This is a genomic window from Streptoalloteichus tenebrarius (assembly GCF_024171885.1).
Classification (GTDB): Bacteria; Actinomycetota; Actinomycetes; order Mycobacteriales; family Pseudonocardiaceae; genus Streptoalloteichus; species Streptoalloteichus tenebrarius.
The window spans coordinates 1-16144 of record NZ_JAMTCP010000073.1; the positions used below are offsets into that span (position 1 = coordinate 1).

The 16144-nt window shown below is 72.6% G+C and carries 14 protein-coding genes, 1 rRNA gene and 1 pseudogene; 10 read left to right on the forward strand and 6 right to left on the reverse strand.

Annotated elements, in window-relative coordinates:
* Positions 1-5: 5 nt before the first annotated feature.
* The 4 genes from rrf (at position 6) to LX15_RS31160 (ending at position 4520) form a co-directional block, all read left to right on the forward strand.
* Positions 6-122, forward strand: a 5S ribosomal RNA gene (rrf, locus tag LX15_RS31145).
* Positions 123-1255: 1133 nt separating this feature from the next.
* A complete protein-coding gene (locus LX15_RS31150; protein ID WP_253674683.1) occupies positions 1256-2032 on the forward strand; it encodes a M23 family metallopeptidase in 777 nt (258 codons plus the stop codon).
* A 142-nt stretch (positions 2033-2174) separates the two neighbouring features.
* The gene (locus LX15_RS31155) at positions 2175-3008 is read left to right on the forward strand and encodes a metallophosphoesterase (protein WP_253674684.1); all 834 of its coding nucleotides are present in this window, start codon (positions 2175-2177) and stop codon (positions 3006-3008) included.
* Between the two features lie 312 nt (positions 3009-3320).
* Positions 3321-4520: an alpha/beta hydrolase family protein gene (locus LX15_RS31160; RefSeq protein WP_253674685.1), complete on the forward strand. Its 1200-nt coding sequence runs from the start codon at positions 3321-3323 to the stop codon at positions 4518-4520.
* A gap of 157 nt (positions 4521-4677) precedes the next feature.
* Here LX15_RS31160 and LX15_RS31165 read toward each other — a convergent pair whose 3' ends face one another.
* From LX15_RS31165 to def, 3 genes are all read right to left on the reverse strand, one after another.
* Positions 4678-5256, reverse strand: a complete 579-nt coding sequence (locus LX15_RS31165; RefSeq protein WP_253674686.1) for a TetR/AcrR family transcriptional regulator — start codon at positions 5254-5256, stop codon at positions 4678-4680.
* Positions 5256-5576: a DMT family transporter gene (locus LX15_RS31170; protein WP_253674687.1), complete on the reverse strand. Its 321-nt coding sequence runs from the start codon at positions 5574-5576 to the stop codon at positions 5256-5258. The genes LX15_RS31165 and LX15_RS31170 overlap by 1 nt, the downstream gene beginning before the upstream one ends.
* Positions 5577-5678: 102 nt before the next feature.
* Positions 5679-6191: a peptide deformylase gene (gene def / locus LX15_RS31175; RefSeq protein WP_253674688.1), complete on the reverse strand. Its 513-nt coding sequence runs from the start codon at positions 6189-6191 to the stop codon at positions 5679-5681.
* Positions 6192-6648: 457 nt separating this feature from the next.
* On the opposite strand from def, the gene LX15_RS31180 reads away from it, so the two are divergent.
* Positions 6649-7398: a class I SAM-dependent methyltransferase gene (locus LX15_RS31180; protein ID WP_464819412.1), complete on the forward strand. Its 750-nt coding sequence runs from the start codon at positions 6649-6651 to the stop codon at positions 7396-7398.
* Between the two features lie 303 nt (positions 7399-7701).
* Here LX15_RS31180 and LX15_RS31185 read toward each other — a convergent pair whose 3' ends face one another.
* On the reverse strand, positions 7702-7905 hold the full coding sequence (locus LX15_RS31185) for a hypothetical protein (protein WP_253674689.1): 204 nt from the start codon (positions 7903-7905) through the stop codon (positions 7702-7704).
* Between the two features lie 279 nt (positions 7906-8184).
* Between LX15_RS31185 and LX15_RS31190 the strand changes: the two genes are divergently transcribed.
* From LX15_RS31190 to LX15_RS31205, 4 genes are all read left to right on the forward strand, one after another.
* The gene (locus LX15_RS31190; protein ID WP_253674690.1) at positions 8185-8967 is read left to right on the forward strand and encodes an aminotransferase class IV; all 783 of its coding nucleotides are present in this window, start codon (positions 8185-8187) and stop codon (positions 8965-8967) included.
* Positions 8968-9056: 89 nt separating this feature from the next.
* Positions 9057-11741: a pyruvate, phosphate dikinase gene (gene ppdK / locus LX15_RS31195; RefSeq protein WP_253674691.1), complete on the forward strand. Its 2685-nt coding sequence runs from the start codon at positions 9057-9059 to the stop codon at positions 11739-11741.
* Positions 11742-11828: 87 nt separating this feature from the next.
* Entirely contained in the window at positions 11829-12545 is a 717-nt protein-coding gene (locus LX15_RS31200; protein WP_253674692.1) for a hemerythrin domain-containing protein, read from the forward strand.
* Between the two features lie 138 nt (positions 12546-12683).
* On the forward strand, positions 12684-13640 hold the full coding sequence (locus tag LX15_RS31205) for an oxygenase MpaB family protein (RefSeq protein ID WP_253674694.1): 957 nt from the start codon (positions 12684-12686) through the stop codon (positions 13638-13640).
* A 30-nt stretch (positions 13641-13670) separates the two neighbouring features.
* Here the strand turns inward: LX15_RS31205 and LX15_RS31210 are convergent, their stop codons facing one another.
* The gene (locus tag LX15_RS31210; RefSeq protein ID WP_253674696.1) at positions 13671-15098 is read right to left on the reverse strand and encodes a pyridoxal phosphate-dependent aminotransferase; all 1428 of its coding nucleotides are present in this window, start codon (positions 15096-15098) and stop codon (positions 13671-13673) included.
* 333 nt (positions 15099-15431) lie between these two features.
* On the opposite strand from LX15_RS31210, the gene LX15_RS31215 reads away from it, so the two are divergent.
* Complete coding sequence (locus LX15_RS31215) at positions 15432-15827, forward strand: VOC family protein (protein ID WP_253674698.1); 396 nt, start codon at positions 15432-15434, stop codon at positions 15825-15827.
* Between the two features lie 21 nt (positions 15828-15848).
* Here the strand turns inward: LX15_RS31215 and LX15_RS31220 are convergent.
* A pseudogene (locus tag LX15_RS31220) lies at positions 15849-16144 on the reverse strand (IS982 family transposase); the annotation flags it as partial.

Sequence of the window (16144 nt, forward strand, 5' to 3'; positions counted from 1 at the left end):
GGTGTTTCGGTGGTTTTGGCGGAGGGGTCACGCCCGGTCCCATTCCGAACCCGGTAGCTAAGTCCTCCAGCGCCGATGGTACTGCACTCGTGGGGGTGTGGGAGAGTAGGTCGCCGCCGAACGTTGTGTGGGGTCGTGGCCCGTGCCAGGTTTTCTGGTGCGGGCCACGGCTTTTTTTGTGGGTTGTGTGGGGTTGTGGTGTGTGCCTGCCTGGGTGGGTGCGCGCGGCGGCCCCCCTTTTTTTGTTGTGTTGTGTGTTGGTGGGTGTTCCTGGCGGCGGCCCCTGCCCTGGTGTTGGTTCTGGTTCTGGGTGTGTGTGGGAGGTCGGTTTTTTGGTGGGTGTGGGGGTTGTGGGGTGGGTGTGTTCGGGGTGGGGTGTTGTGGGGCGGGTTTGTGGTGGGTTGTCAAGCGCATCATCCTGTTGGGGGATGGGGTTGTCCACAGGCACCTGAGTTATCCACAGGTGCGGCCGCTGCCGGTGCGGTGGCCAGGCGGTGGTCGGTAGGCTGGAGCGGGGCTCGCCCCCCAGGGCGGGTGGGGGCTGACCTGGGGTAAGTGGGGGCGTTCGCAGGTCTTTGGTGGCTCCTGTGCCGTTTGGTGGGGAGCTGTTCGTCTCGGTCGGGCTCGTCGGACTGTTCGTGGAGCCCTGCTTCCGCCGCTGGGGGTCGTCTTCGGGGCCTGGCGGTCCGGGCTTCAGGGAGGCCGGAGTGGGCCCGGCCTGCTCGTGGTCCTCGCCCTCGTTGGGTCGCGCGTCGGGCTCTCCTCCTGATCTCTTTCGGGTGTTGATCGTGCGCTGGCGCTGAAGGTTCTCGCGGCCGGAGGTTGGATCACGTCTCGTGCGCCAGGTGTATGCCCCGCGACGACGTGGGACTCGTCATGTGCTCCAGCGACCGCGCCTGACGGCGAGACCGAGATCCACTACGAAGAGTGAGGATTTCTCGGGGTTGCTCCCGCATTTGGCGAGGAAACTCACTCCTACTTGCCCTGCTCGGTAACTGGCCGTTAGCGTCGACGGCTGGAAATCACGGTTTGGTCAAGATCGGGACACAAGATCGACAACTCCCCGAGTCGTTGTCGACGGTTCCCCCGCCGTTCGTCCCCGGCCAGACCTCCCCGAGTGATGGAAGGTCCCCGAACATTGGCTCGACACCGCGTGAACCGCGGTGAGCACCCCTCCCCGGCACCCCGGGCCGCGCTTCGGCGCGCCGCCCAGGGCGTCCGGGGTGTTCACCGGCAGCTTCCCTCCCCGTCCGTCATGCGCACCCGCGTCGTCGTGGCCGCACTGGTCGCCGGCGCGTTCGTGGTCGGCGCGACCCATCTCGACACCGTCGGCAAGGCCGCCGGCGAGGTGACGCCGCTCGGCGACACCGCCCAGCTCGCCTCCTCGGTCACCAGGGCGACCGCGCCCGAGGTGCTGCCCGTCGCCCAGATCGCCGACCCCGCCGCGGACGCGGCCGAGCTGGGCCGGGTCGTCCAGATCCAGGCCGACCAGGTGGCGCGGGTGGCCGGTGAGCAGGCCGCCGCCGCCGAGAAGGCGGCCCAGGAGGCCAGGGCCGCGGCCGAGCGCGCCGCCCAGGAGGCCGCCGCGAAGGAGGCCGCCGCCGCGGCCGAGCGTGAACGCGCCGCCCGCGAGGCCGCGCGCCGCCCGCTGTACGTGAAGCCGGCCGAGGGCGTGTTCACCTCGGGCTTCGGCGCCCGGTGGGGCACCAGGCACAACGGCGTCGACATCGCCAACTCCATCGGTACGCCCGTCCGGTCGGTGGCCGAGGGCGTCGTCGTGGAGGCCGGCCCCGCCAGCGGCTTTGGCCTCTGGGTGCGGGTGCGGCACAACGACGGGACGATCAGCGTCTACGGTCACGTCAACGAGATCCTCGCCAGGGCCGGCCAGCATGTCGCGGCCGGCGAGCAGATCGCCACGATGGGCAACCGGGGCCAGTCCACCGGCCCGCACCTGCACTTCGAGGTGTGGCTGAACGGCAGCCAGAAGATCAACCCCCAGCCCTGGCTGGCGGAGCGCGGCATCCAGCTCTGAGCCGGGGCCCGGGACCGTTCCCCCGACCGGTCCCGCCCTGACGGCGCGTGGCCCCTCGACGTGAGGGGGGCCACGCGCCGTTCGCGTTCCTCGTCACATCGCCCGAGCGGATGTGTGCGTCGCGAACGGCTACGCTCGCGTCATGTCCTCCGACCAGGCCGAGCCCAGTGAAGAACGGTCACTGCACGTGGTCGGTGACGTCCACGGTCACCGGGACCGGTTGGTGGCCGCGTTGGCGGTGGCGGGCCTGACGGACGAGGACGGCGACTGGACCGGCGGCGCGGGTCGGCTGTGGTTCCTCGGGGACTTCACCGACCGAGGGCCGGACGGGATCGGCGTCATCGAGCTGGTCATGCGGCTGTCCGAGCAGGCGGCCGCGGTCGGCGGCGAGGTCGGGGCGGTGCTCGGCAACCACGAGTTCCTGCTGCTGGGCGCGCATCACTTCCCCGACGAGCCGGTGGCGTCCAACCCCAGGACGTACGAGGAGCTGTGGCAGCTCAACGGGGGTCGCGCCGAGGACATGGAGCGGCTCACCGACGAGCACGTCGACTGGTTGTCCGGGCTGCCCACCGTGGCGCTGGTCGAGGACCACCTGTTCGTCCACTCCGACACGACCGCCTACCTGGAGCTTGGCGACACCCCGGAGGAGATCAACGCCGAGATGGGCAGGGTGCTGGCGGCGCGCCGGCCGGACTACTGGACCGACCGGATGCGCCTGTTGTTCCGCCGGGGCGAGTTCCTCGATCCCGAGGACGGCCCCGAGGCGGCGGACGAGGTGCTCTCCCGGCTCGGTGGGCGGTGGATCGTGCACGGTCACAGCCCCATCCCCGTCGTGCGGGGTGTGGAGCCGTGGGAGGTCGAGGGGCCGTACGTGTACGCGGGGGGACGCGTCGTCGACGTCGACGGCGGTCTGTTCTTCGGGGGTCCGTGCCTGGTGGTGCCGTTGCCGCTCGCCGAGTCCGAGCAGTCCGAGTAGTCCGAGCTGGACTGTCTACTGAGGACTTGTCCGTGCCGGGGCCGGGCCGAACCGTACACAGTGGACGCATCGGGCGGTGTGGCGGGGTTTCGGCGCCTGCCGGGAATCGTGGTCGCGTGGCGACCTCTCGTCCACTGTGGATGGAATGAGTTCCTGAGGCCCCTTCCCACGGCGGAGCAGGGGTCTTCGTCGTGACGCCCCTCGGTCCGAAGACAGCAACGGGAAAGCATGTTGGGGCGCGCCAGATCACCCCGCCATGCTTCTGTCCTCACGCTCGCCTTCCGCGCGAGCAGGATGTGTGAGGAGGGGGACGTGGATTCCTCGACGTGGAGCAGACGGCGTTTCGGCGCGCTCGCGGTGATGGCCGCCGGCGCGCTGACCGTGGGCGTGGCCTCGCCCGCGCTCGCCGAACCCGCGGTCGCGACGCCGGCCGGCCCGGCCGGAGCGAGCGCCGGGACCAGCACCGCGGTGACCCTGCCGGCGCCGACCGGGCAGTACCGGGTGGGCGCGACGTCGCTGCACCTCGTGGACGGCGGGCGCACCGACCCGTGGGCGCCGCAGGGCGGCCCCCGCGAGTTGATGGCCACGGTCTGGTACCCGGCGACCGCCGCGGCGGACGCCTTCCCGAGGGTCCGGTACACCACGGCGAAGGTCGGCGCGGAGTACGACGCCCGCCTGGAGCTGCCGGCCGGGTCGGTGGCGTCGGTGCGGCCGCACGCCAGGGAGAACGCGCCGGCGGTGTCGGCGCCGGGTGGCCTGCCGGTGCTGCTCTACAGCCCCGGGCGCGGCAACTCCCGGCTCACCGGCACCTCCGTGGCCGAGGAACTGGCCAGCCGGGGCTTCGTGGTGGTGGGGGTGGACCACACCTACGACAGCCCGACCGAGCTGCCGGGCGGGCGTTTCGTTCCGCAGTCCCTGCCGGCCCCGTCGCCGGAGACGTTGCCGGGCGAGACCAGGGTGCGGGCCGACGACCTGCGGTTCGTCCTCGACGCGCTCGTCGGCGACCGGCGGCCCCCGGTGCTGGCCGGCCGCCTCGACCCGGGCCGGATCGGGGCCTTCGGCCACTCCATCGGCGGCGCGGCAGCGGCCGAGCTGGCCAGGACCGACCCGAGGGTGCGGGCGGGGATCGACGTCGACGGCTCGCTGTGGGGCGAGGCCAGGAACGGGCTCGACCGGCCGTTCCTGCTGCTGACCGCCGGGGTGGACGAGTCGCTGCTGTCGTTCCGGGCCGGTCACCGCGCGTGGGGGCGGCAGCTTCTGGTGGCCAGTGCCGGGCACATGAGCTTCGTGGATCCGGGTGTGCTGGCCTCGGCGTACGGCTTGAAGGACCGGTGGCCGGCCGAGAAGTACCAGCGGGCGTTCGGCAGCATCGACGGTGTTCGGGCGGCGGAGGTCACGCGCGCCTACGTCACCGCCTTCTTCGACCATCACCTGCGCGGTGGCTCGTCCGCGTTGCTCGACGCGGCGTCGTCGCGGTTCCCTGAGGTCACGATCGACTGGCGGCGGGACTGACGGAGGGAACCGGCGGAACGCGATCGATGGAGGGAACCGGCGAAACGGGCTGACGGAGAGAGAAACAGGGCTCACGGAGAGAACTGGCGGGCGGAACTGACGACGGTGCCGCCTCGGGGCGCTCCGCCGCGCGCGGCGGAGCGCCCCGTTCGCGTTCTCAGGAGGAGGCGGGGAGCACGGACCGGAAGTGCGCCAGCACCTCGTCGTCGCTGGGCGTGACGCCGGTGACGAGGCCGTCCAGCACGATGCTGTTGACGAGGTGGCTGAGCAGCCGGGCGGTGTGGAGGTCCGGAACGTGGGGCTGGAGCGAGCGGACGCAGTCCTCGGTCCAGCGCCGGGCCGGCGCCCGCAGGCCGGGGCGGTGCAGCGCGGCGAGGTACAGCTCGTAGCCCACGACACTGCATTCCCGGTCGGGGCCGAGCCACCGGGCCACGAGCGCGGTCAGGACCCGGGCCACGTCGTCGTCTTCCGCGTTCTCCAGGAACTCGCGGGTCCGTTCGGACATCTCCTCCACGTTCCGGACCAGCGCCGCCTCGATGAGGTCGTCCAGCGTGGCGAAGTAGTAGGTGGTGGAGCCGAGGGGGACCCCGGCGGTCTCCGCGACCACGCGGTGGGTCAGGCCGGCGATGCCCCGCTCGGCGACCACCCTGGTGGCGGCGTCCACGATCTCCTGGCGGCGTCGCGCTCCTCGGCCCTCGCCGCGCCCGTCGCCGTGGCCCTCGCCCCTGGCCGGCATCAGTGGGCCCCGGACAGGTTGAGGGCGACGACGCCGGCGACCACCAGGACCAGGCCGCCCGCCTTGAGCAGCGTCATGGGCTCGCCCATCGCGAGGACGCCGATGGTGGCGATCAGCGCGACGCCGGCTCCCGCCCAGATCGCGTAGGCGACGCTCATCGGGACGGTCCGCATGACCTGCGCGAGCAGCGCGAACGTGACCAGGTAGCCGGCGACGGCCCCGACCGAGGGCCAGAGCTTGGTGAAGCCGTCGGAGAGCTTCAACAGGGTGGTCGCCACGATCTCGACGAGGATCGCCACCGCCAGGAGCAGGTAACCCATGCGCACCTCCCAACTTGTACGTCTGTACATGTACGAGTGTACAAGTTGGGCGTCGGTCGCCGGCGTGTGAGGTGTGTCGCCCCTCGGGGCGAGGGGCTCAGCTCACGGGCGGGAGGTCGAGCCGAGGAACCAGTCGGAGCGGCGGGCCTGGCGCAGGGCGGCCTTCCGGGTCTCCTGGTCGAGCCGGTCGAGGTAGAGCAGGCCGTCGAGGTGGTCGGTCTCGTGTTGCAGGCACCGGGCGAGCAGGCCCTCGCCGCTGACCGTCACCGGCTCGTTGCGCAGGTCGACGCCCCGCACGACGGCCCTCGCGGCGCGCCGGGTGGGGAACCACAGGTCGGGCACGGACAGGCAGCCCTCGTGGTCGTCCTGGATCTCCTCGGACAGCTCCACCAGCTCGGGGTTGATCACGTACCCGAGTTCGCCGTCGACGTTGTAGCTGAACACCCGCAGGCCCACGCCGATCTGGGGCGCGGCCACACCGGCCCTGCCGGGCAGGTCGACGCTGTCCAACAGGTCGCGCACCAGCGCCCGCAGGTCGTCCCCAAACCTGGTCACCGGGCTGGCGGGGCTCCGGAGCACCGGGTCGCCGAAGAGTCGGATCGGGCGGACGGGCACGACGCACCTCCTGTGGGAGTGACGGGGACATCCGATGATCTCACCAGTGGCCGCCCCGGCGGCGCGGGACCCGTCGGGGCCGCGCCTGGTCCACAGAGGACTACGAAGAGGACTCCGCCCGGTCCCCGTGTCCTTTGTGGATGACCGTGGTCACGGCGCGGGTTCCGGGTCCCTGCCGTCCTCGGTTGTCGGAGGCGAGGACGACTTCGCCGGAGAACACTTCGGGGCCTTCCCGTCGGCGTCGAGGCCGACGATGCGCGATCTGGACCGCGTGACACGGCTTTCCCCCGCGTCCCGTGGCGCCGTGCCACGCCATTGCGCCATCTGCGACCAGGACCCGTGAGGAGCAAGAGCGGCCTGAGTCGCGAGTGCCACCGCTCGCTGCCAGCGCGACCTGGGAGCACCGACTCGCTCGGTGTGCCGGGAAACCGCGGGCGGGCTGGGCAGGATCGGGAGCATGACTCGCGTTCCCGAGGAAGACGCTCCGGCAACGACTCCGTTACCGGACAACAACTATGACAGCTTCGCCGAGGCGTACTCGGCCGAGGACGAGACCAGCCTCAACAACGCCTACTACGAACGGCCCGCGACCCTGGCCCTGGCCGGGGACGTGACCGGCCGGCGGATCCTCGACGCCGGCTGCGGATCAGGTCCCCTGTTCGCGGCGCTGCGCGACCGGGGCGCCATCGTGACCGGGATCGACGCGAGCGCCGGGATGGTGGAGCAGGCCCGACGGCGGCTCGGCGACGACGCGGACCCGCGGGTGGCCGACCTGGCCGACCCGCTGCCCTTCCCCGACGACTCCTTCGACGACGTCATCGCGTCCCTGGTGCTGCACTACCTGTGGGACTGGGGGGCCGACGCTCGGCGAGACGCGGCGCGTGCTGAGGACCGGCGGCCGGCTCATCGCCTCGGTGAACCACCCACCGTCGAATACTGCCTCGAGCGGTTGTCCGGGCGCAGGCCCGACTACTTCGCCACCTCCAGCAGGACCGAGGAGTGGACCCTGGGTGGCAGGACCCGTGTGCTGCGGTTCTGGAACCGGCCGCTGCACGCGATGACCGACGCCTTCATCTCGGCGGGCTTCCGGATCCGCGCCATCAGCGAACCTCAGCCGGTGCCGGCCGCCCGCGAGCTGTTCCCCGACGACTTCCTCCTGCTCTCGACCGCCCCAAGCTTCCTGTTCTTCGTCCTCCAGGCCGAGTGACCGACGTGACACGGCCCCGTGACAGGACTGTCGCGGCATGCCTGTCGGGCACGGGGTCCCCGCTGCCCGGGGACCCCGCGGGCGGGGGCGTGTTGACGTCGCGCGTCGCGGTGCGACGGCCGGAACTGGCTCGACTACCGCCCGCGCACGAGCCTCACTCGTCGACGACCCGGGCTCGGCGTCCGGGTTGGTGCGGTGCCTCCCGTGGGTGTCGCGCCTGCCTCGGTGGACTGAAGCCCCTTACGTACCCGTGCGGCAGGAGGAGGGTGAGGTCGTCGTGCCGCATGGGTACGTACGGGGGTTTCAGCGGCTGACCCTGCGGCGGAGCCGCTCGCTCACCTCCCTGGCGGTGGCCAGCTCGATGAGGGTGGAGGGTGTGCAGCCGCGGAAGCCCAGTTCGCGCAGTTCCTCGAGCAGCTCGGGCAGGCTGACGCCCAGGTGCTCCGCGAGGCAGTACGCGCGTTGGGCTCCCCTTCTCGGCCGGGGCAGGTGCTCGACGGGCGGCACCCAGACGAGTGGGTTGGAGCCCGGGCGTCGATGAGCTGTCGTATTCGCGCCGTCACTCGACATTGCTCAGCCCCCGTTCAGTTGGTGGAGAGCGCACGCCATTGCACGAGGTGCGGAAGGGGTGCATTCGCACCGTACGTCACAATCGCCCGGTCGGTACCCCACTGATTGGGTGACCTACCGACAGTGACCATGTTGGTCACCCTTCGCTCAGACGGGTTGTGGTCGTGGCCGGCCGCGGCGTCGGGGCGCGGGAGCGGCCCGGAAGGGGGCACGGGGATGGAGCTGGTGCGCTGGACGCCCGCCCTGGGCTGGGAGCCGGTCCCGCCCGAGCCGGCCGGCCGCCTGCTGGCGGCGGACTCGTGGCTGGTCCAGGACGGCAACGCCCGAGGTCTCGACCTGCACGAACGCCGGTTCGCCTCCGCCGTCGCCGACGCCGGCGGCCCGGCCGCCGAGACGGCCACGTTCTGGTCCGCCGCGCTGGCGCGCCTGCCCAGGGAGGGCGCGTGGTTTCCGCGCGTCGAGTTCGTCGCCACCGACACGGGACGGTTCCTCCAACTCCGCGTTCGGCCCGCGCCGGAGCGTACGCGGGTGGTCACCGTGGCGGCCGTCGGGGTGGTCGACCGGCGTCGGGTCCCGCGTCGCAAAGGACCTGACCTCGCGTGGCTGGGCTCGGTGCGGGGCGCGGCGAACGGCGCGAACGGCGCCGACGACGTCCTGCTCACCACCTCCTCCGGTGTGCTGAGGGAGACCGCGACGGCGGGCCTGGTGTGGTGGGAGGACGGGGTGATGTGCGTGCCCGACCCGGCGCTGCGGGTCCTGCCCAGCGTGACCACGGCCCTGCTGCGCGGGGAGGCCGCGGCGCGCGGGGTGCGGGTGCGCCACCGCCGCGCCCGCCTGGCGGACCTCGCCGGCCGTGAGGTCTGGATCGTCAACGCCCTGCACGGCGTCCGCCCCGTGGTGGAGTGGCTCGGCGCGGAGGTCGCAGTCGGCGCGGCGGACCGGGCGCCGGACTGGCGGCGGTGGTGGGACTGCTGCGCCAGGCCGATGCCGGGGGCCTGAGGCCGTCGCACAATGGCGGGCACGGCGTGGCGGCGGCGCCCCGGCGGTCCTGTCGGGGGCGATCCCGCGTCACGCGACGGGAGGCCACCATGGCGGCCAGGTACGTCTACGACTTCGCCGAGGGGCACCGGGACCTCGCGGACCTGCTCGGCGGCAAGGGCGCGAACCTCGCGGAGATGACCCGGCTGGGGTTGCCGGTGCCCCCAGGTTTCGTGATCACCACCGAGGCGTGTCGGTGGTACCTGCGGACCGGGGACGTTCCGGACGAGCTGTGGCCGCAGGTGCGGGAGCGGCTGGCGGCGCTGGAGCGGCGGGCGGGGCGTCGGCTCGGCGACCCGGAGGACCCCCTGCTGGTGTCGGTCCGGTCCGGCGCGCGGTTCTCGATGCCGGGGATGATGGAGACGGTCCTCAACATCGGGCTCACCGACGCCTCGGTGGCCGGGCTGGCCAGGCGGTTCGGGGACGAGCGGTTGGCGTGGGACAGCTACCGGCGGCTGGTCCACATGTTCGGCACCACCGTGTTGGGCCTGCCGGACGAGCCCTTCGTCGAGGCGTTGCGCCGCGCCGCGCCCGGCGGTGAGCTGGACCTGGACGCGGCGGGGTTGCGGTCGCTGGTGAGCGCCTACCGGGAGTTGTTGACCGAGCACGCGGGGCGGGACTTCCCGCAGGACCCGTGGGAGCAGCTCGATCTGGCGGTGCGCGCGGTCTTCGCGAGCTGGAACACGCCGCGCGCGGTGTTGTACCGCGGCCGGGAGCGCATTCCGGACGACCTGGGGACCGCGGTGAGCGTGGTGGCGATGGTGTTCGGCAACGCCGGCCAGGACTCGGGCACGGGCGTGGCGTTCACCAGGGACCCGGCCACCGGGCGTCAGGGGGCCTACGGGGACTACCTGCCGAACGCGCAGGGCGAGGACGTGGTGGCCGGGGTGCGCACGCCGGTGCCGTTGCGGGAGCTGGAGCGGCTGGATCCCGCGTCGTACCACCAGCTTCTCGATGTCATGTCCACATTGGAGCGTCACTACCGCGACCTGTGCGACATCGAGTTCACCATCGAGCGCGGGCGGTTGTGGATCCTCCAGACCCGGGTCGGCAAGCGCACGGCGGCGGCGGCCTTCGTGGTCGCCGCGCAGCTCGCGGACGAGGGGCTGATCGACGAGGACGAGGCGTTGCGCCGGGTCTCCGGGGCGCGGCTGGCCCAGTTGCTGTTCCCCCGGTTCGACCCGGGGGCTGACCGGCCCCGGCTAGCCACCGGGATCAACGCCAGCCCGGGGGCCGCCGTCGGCGAGGTGGTGTTCGACTCCGCGACGGCGGTGGCCGCCGCCGAGCGGGGCCGCCGGGTGGTGCTGGTGCGCGCGGAGACCAACCCGGACGACCTGCCGGGGCTCGTGGCGGCCGAGGGCGTGCTGACCAGCAGGGGCGGCAAGACCTCGCACGCGGCCGTGGTGGCCAGGGGCATGGGCAAGCCGTGCGTGTGCGGCGCGGACGAGCTGGAGGTGGACCCGGTGCGCCGGCGCGTGGTGGCGCCCGGCGGTGTCGTGGTCGAGGAGGGCGCCGTGGTGTCGGTGGACGGCACGACCGGGGCCGTCTACCTCGGCGAGGTGCCGGTCGTGCCGTCGGCGGTCGCCGAGTACTTCGAGCGGGGTGTCCTGCCGCCGCCGGGCTCCGGGGAGGAGGACGGGGCGGACGAGCTGGTCCGCGCCGTGGACCGGCTGGTGCGGCACGCCGACCGCGTGCGCCGCGTGGAGGTCAGGGCGAACGCGGACACCCCCGAGGACGCCGAGCGGGCGCGGCGGATGGGCGCGCGGGGCATCGGCCTGTGTCGGACCGAGCACATGTTCCTCGGGGAGCGGCGCAAGCACGTCGAGCGGTTGGTGTTGGCCGACACCGACGCCGAGCGGGAGCGGGCGCTGGCCGACCTGCTGCCGCTCCAGCGCGGGGACTTCGTGCGCATCCTGCGGGCCATGGACGGCCTGCCGGTCACGATCCGGCTGCTCGACCCGCCGCTGCACGAGTTCCTGCCGGACCTGGCGGAGCTGACCGCGCGGGTGGCGGTCGCGGAGGCGCTGGGCGAGGAGCGCGCCGAGGACGTGCGGCTGTTGCGCGCGGTGCGCCGGCTGCACGAGCACAACCCGATGTTGGGGTTGCGGGGGGTGCGGCTCGGGTTGGTGTTGCCGGGCCTGTACGGGATGCAGGTGCGGGCGATCGCCGAGGCCGCGGTGGAGTGCGCCAGCGCCGGTGGTGATCCCCGGCCGCAGATCATGGTGCCGCTCGTGGCCGACGCGACGGAGCTGGCGTTGGTCAGGGAGGAGGTCGCCGCGGTGCTCGCCGAGGCCGGCGGCGCGCTGGTCCGGCGGCTCGACGTGCCGGTGGGCACGATGATCGAGGTCCCGCGCGCGGCCCTGACCGCCGACCGGATCGCCGCGCACGCCGACTTCTTCAGCTTCGGCACCAACGACCTGACCCAGATGGTGTGGGGCTTCTCCCGGGACGACGTGGAGTCGGCGTTCTTCCCGCGCTACCTGGAGCTGGGTGTGCTCGCCGACTCGCCCTTCGAGACCCTGGACAGGGTCGGGGTCGGCGAGCTGGTCCGGCGGGCGGTGCGGGCCGGACGGTCCCGCCGCCCGGACCTGGAGGTCGGGGTGTGCGGGGAGCACGGCGGCGACCCGGCCTCCGTCCACTTCTTCGCCGACGTCGGGCTGGACTACGTGTCCTGCTCGCCGTTCCGGGTGCCCGTGGCCCGACTGGAGGTGGGCCGCGCCGCGCTCGGTGGCTGAGGCCACCCTCGTGGGTGGTCAGGAGGTTGGGGGCCGCTCGACCGGGGTACGTCACCTGCGCGAACCGGCGGACGCGAGGAGGCGACGATGGCCGAGGACGCGATCACCCTGATCACCAGGGACCATCGGGCGATGGAGGAGTTGTTCGAGCGGCTCCGGACCGACGTCGAGCGGCGGCCCGAGCTGCTGCGCGAGCTGGGCGCGATGCTGATCGCCCACAGCAGGGCCGAGGAGGAGCACGTCTACCCGGAGGTGGTCAGGGCGGCCCCCGAGGAGCGCGGCGAGGTCCACCACGGCCAGGAGGAGCACGAGGAGGCCGAGCGCATCCTGCACCAGCTCGAACAGACCGACCCGGCGTCCGACGAGTTCGCCGACGTCCTCGGTGAGCTGGTCGAGGCGATCGAGCACCACGTCGAGGAGGAGGAGAACGAGGTGCTGCCCGCGCTGGCCGAGGCCGTCGGGAAGAAGCGGCTGCGGGAGCTGGGCAAGGTGTTCCAGGAGCGGCGCGCCCAGGAGATGGCCGCCTACGAGGCCGAGTCGGAGCGGATGGCCCCGGCGCCGCGCCAGTCCGAGGAAACCCGAAGCACCAGGGCTAGGGCGGGCGCCGGTGGCGGCGGCGCGAAGCAGAAGACCGCCCAGCGGGGCGCCGCCGAGGGCGCGCGGGGCGGCGCGCCGAAGCAGCGGGAGCCCAGTCGCCACGAGCTGTACGAGAAGGCGAAGGAGATGGGCGTCGAGGGGCGGTCGAAGATGAGCAAGGACGAGCTGGCCGCCGCCGTGAGCGGGGGTGGCCGGCGCCGGCGGTGAGGTCGGCGCGCGTCGTCGGCTCCCGGCCGGCGTGACCCGATCCGGGGCGTTCCCGCCGAGCCCTCCGGGGAGCAGGATCGGGGGCGACGTCCTCGCGTCGCCCCCGGGCGGGGCGGCGCCGCGTGATCGGAGGGGGCCATGGGGGAGACGGGTGTCGGGCAGGTCGTCCCGCGCGGGGTCGGCGGGGGTCGGTGGGACCGGCCGCCCTCGGGGCGGTACGGCTGGCTTCGGCGGATCCTGGAGTTGGACCCGGAGCGCGACCACCAGGAGATCCTGCGGATCTCGTCGGGGTTCGAGTTCCCGTGGGACTACCGCAAGGCGTTGGAGTTCGCGCTGTTCCGGACGTACTGCGTGCCGTCGGTCTCGGCGTTGCTCGACGCCACCGGCGAGTTCGCGCGGCGGCCGCAGAAGCGGTACGACGACACCGCGCTCCTCATGGCCGAGCTGGTCGAGCACGGCTACGACTCCGAGCGGGGCCGCCAGGCGCTGCGCGTGGTCAACCGGATGCACGGCCGCTACGTGATCAGCGACGACGACATGCGGTACGTGCTGTCGACGTTCGTCTACGAGCCGGTCCGGTGGCTGGAGCGGTTCGGGTGGCGGTCGTTGACCGGGCACGAGCGCCTGGCGGCCTACCACTTCTACCGGGAGGTCGGCCACCGCATGGGGATCAGGGACATCCCCGGCAGCTACGCCGACTTCGAGCGCTTCAACGTCGAGTACGAGCGGGAGCACTTCCGGCACAGCGAGAGCAACCGCCACATTGGACAGTACACAGTGGACTTGTTCGCGTCCTGGTTCCCCCGGCCGCTGCGGCCGTTGGCGCGTCGCGCGGTCGTGGCGGCGCTGGACCAGCCGGTGCTCGACGCCTTCGGGTTCGACCCGGCGCCCGCGTGGCTGCGCCGGCTGGTGCCCGCCGCGCTCCGGGCCCGCTCGGCCGTGGTGCGCCACTTGCCGCCCCGCCGGACCTCGCGCATGGCCCACGACCGCCGCAACCGCACCTACCCCGGATACCCGCGCGGCTACCGCGTGAGCGACCTCGGCGCTCCGGAACCCGACGGCATCGACCCGAGGTGGTTGGCCCGGCGGCGGTGAGGCGCTCGGGCCTCGTCGGCCGGAGGTTTCTCAGCCCCGTGCCCGTGTCCTGAGGAACTCGCCGAGCCGCTCGACCGCGTCGCGCACCGTCGGCGTCTCCTCGGCGGTGAAACACAGCCGGAAGTACCCCGGCCAGCGGCAGTGCAGCGTGCGCCCCGGCAGGAGGACGACCCTCGCGTGCCTGGCGATCTCCCGCGCCAGCCACTGCTCCCGGCGGTCGCCGTCGCTGAGCCCGAACACCGGGTCGGCCGCGATGTCGGCCTCGTCCAGCTCGGACGCCGGGGGCAGGTGCCGGCGCAGGTCCAGCCAGAAGAACACGGCCGAGTTGCCGTTCACCGGGTGGACGAAGGGGATGTCCTGTCGGATGAGGGCGTGTTCGACCTCGCCGAAGGCGGAGGTGAGCAGGCTGCGGTAGTCCGTCATCGCCTTCACGGCGAAGTCCTGCCCGTCCGTCTTCGCCGTCAGCAGACGCCCGAGCACGTGGTGCTTGAGGGAGTCGAAGGGGCTGAACCAGGACAGGCTCTTCCTGCTGTCGCGCGGGGTGTCCACGCCGAGCATCGCCCGGTGCACCACCGGGGACGTGGAGACCAGGAACGCGGCCCGGAACCCGGAGAGACCGAAGTCCTTGGCGAAGCCCCAAACGAGGTGCACCCGCTGCCGTTGCTCCGGCGTGCCCTCCTCGTAGGCGCGGAGCGCGAACGCGCTGACGAACTCGGGCCGGGCGCCGTGGAGCTGCGAGTGGCGGTAGATCTCGTCGGAGATGACGTGCATGTCGGTCTCGTTCAGCGCCCAGCGGTAGATCTCCTCCAGCAACTCCCGCTCGTAGTTGACGCCCAACGGGTTGTGCGGATTGGTCAGCACCAGCAGCCGGGGCTTCCGGTGCTGGTCGTTCTCGTACTCGCGCCTGAGATCGGCCAGCGTCAGCTCGAACCGCTCCTGCCCCGCCTCCAGCAGGTCGACGGGCACGCAGCGCAGGTCGGGTCGCTGCTCGAACGACCACCGGAAGCCCTGCCAACAGGGCGCGGGCAGCAGCACGGTGTCGCCGGCCCGGAACACGCCGGCCTCGCGCAGCGCGAACGCGACGCACTCCAGCGCCGAGGAGGCACCGGCGGTCGCGAAGACGTTCCTGGCCTCGATGTCGGCGTGGAACGAGCGGCGGAGGAAGTCGGCCATCCTGTCCCGGATCGCGTCGTCACCGATCGGCGGGACGTACTTCATGCTCCGCGCCGAGATCGGCGGAAGGCCCTCGAACACGCACGGCCTCAGGTGGTGCGGGTAGAGCAGGACATTCTCCGCGACCGAGAGGTTGGTCGGCGGCTCCACTCCCTTGCGCCGCAACAGGTCCAGGTACTGGACCACGCGTTGTTCGGCGTCGGGGACGCTGGTCAGCGTCGCCAACTCGCCCGAGGTGAGGTCGAGGGGGCGGTCGACGGCGGCGGGACGGCGCGGTGGGGACATGGGCCGGCGCCTCTCTCACGGGTCCCCCAGGACCTTCGAGGGGACGCGGGCGGGTTCGGACGGCTCCCCGGAGTGTTGGAGCCGGCCGGGAGGCCGGCAACCGGACCGCCCGGCGGCGTCAACGGTTTCAGCGACGCCAGCCGCACGCGTGTGGGGGAGGCCGCCGGGGCCGGGACACCGGGGTGGAGGGGGAGCACGGGGCGGGGGAGCACGGGGCGGGGGAGGACGTGGCGGGGGGAGGACGTGGCGGGGGAGCACGTCGAGGGGGAGGACAGCGCGCCGACGTCCGTTTCGTTCAAGACCGCGAGCTCGGCGCCACCTACCGTCGACGGCATGGCACCTCAGTTCAACCTCGTCGGCATCGTGGTCGCCGACATGGCCCCCTCGTTGGCGTTCTACCGCGACCTGGGCCTCGACATCCCCGCCGACGCCGACACCCAGCCGCACGTGGAGGTGACGCTGCCCGGCGGTCTCCGGCTGGCGTGGGACACCGTGGACACCATCCGCTCCTTCGACCCCGACTGGACCGAGCCCACCGGGGGCGCCCGGGTGAGCCTCGCGTTCGCCTGCGCCGACCCCGCCGAGGTGGACCGGGTGTACGCGGCGCTCGTCGCGGCGGGGCACCACGGTCACCGCGAGCCGTGGGACGCGGTGTGGGGTCAGCGGTACGCCCTGCTGCACGACCCCGACGGCAACACCGTCGACCTCTTCGCGCCCCTGCCCGCCTAGACGAGTAATGCGTAACTGGGGTTAGTGGTCGTAGGCGGTCAGGGAGCGGGTGACGGGCTGGCCGGTGGCGCGGTTGTGCCAGATGGCGGCCGTTAAGGCCAGGAGTCGTTGGGCGATGCGAACACCGACGCCCTCGATGGTGCGCCCGCCGTGTTGTTCCAGGTCGAGTTGGCCTTTCAACGTGTCGTTGACCGACTCGATCAGCTGGCGGACGGCCTTGAGCAGCGGCTCGCCGGGATGCGGGGTCCGGTTGCGGTAGGACGGTCGGATCAACCGGACCCCGCGCTCGGCGAGGAAGTGGTCGAGTTCGCGGGAGA

Bases quoted from the DNA above. Each gene is read 5' to 3' on its own strand.
- LX15_RS31180 (WP_464819412.1), top strand. From the start codon at position 6,649: ATGACTCGCGTTCCCGAGGAAGACGCTCCGGCAACGACTCCGTTACCG.
- LX15_RS31190 (WP_253674690.1), top strand. From the start codon at position 8,185: ATGGAGCTGGTGCGCTGGACGCCCGCCCTGGGCTGGGAGCCGGTCCCG.
- ppdK (WP_253674691.1), top strand. From the start codon at position 9,057: ATGGCGGCCAGGTACGTCTACGACTTCGCCGAGGGGCACCGGGACCTC.
- LX15_RS31215 (WP_253674698.1), top strand. From the start codon at position 15,432: ATGGCACCTCAGTTCAACCTCGTCGGCATCGTGGTCGCCGACATGGCC.
- LX15_RS31170 (WP_253674687.1), bottom strand. From the start codon at position 5,576: ATGGGTTACCTGCTCCTGGCGGTGGCGATCCTCGTCGAGATCGTGGCG.
- LX15_RS31165 (WP_253674686.1), bottom strand. From the start codon at position 5,256: ATGCCGGCCAGGGGCGAGGGCCACGGCGACGGGCGCGGCGAGGGCCGA.
- LX15_RS31205 (WP_253674694.1), top strand. From the start codon at position 12,684: ATGGGGGAGACGGGTGTCGGGCAGGTCGTCCCGCGCGGGGTCGGCGGG.
- LX15_RS31155 (WP_253674684.1), top strand. From the start codon at position 2,175: ATGTCCTCCGACCAGGCCGAGCCCAGTGAAGAACGGTCACTGCACGTG.
- LX15_RS31150 (WP_253674683.1), top strand. From the start codon at position 1,256: ATGCGCACCCGCGTCGTCGTGGCCGCACTGGTCGCCGGCGCGTTCGTG.
- LX15_RS31200 (WP_253674692.1), top strand. From the start codon at position 11,829: ATGGCCGAGGACGCGATCACCCTGATCACCAGGGACCATCGGGCGATG.
- LX15_RS31210 (WP_253674696.1), bottom strand. From the start codon at position 15,098: ATGTCCCCACCGCGCCGTCCCGCCGCCGTCGACCGCCCCCTCGACCTC.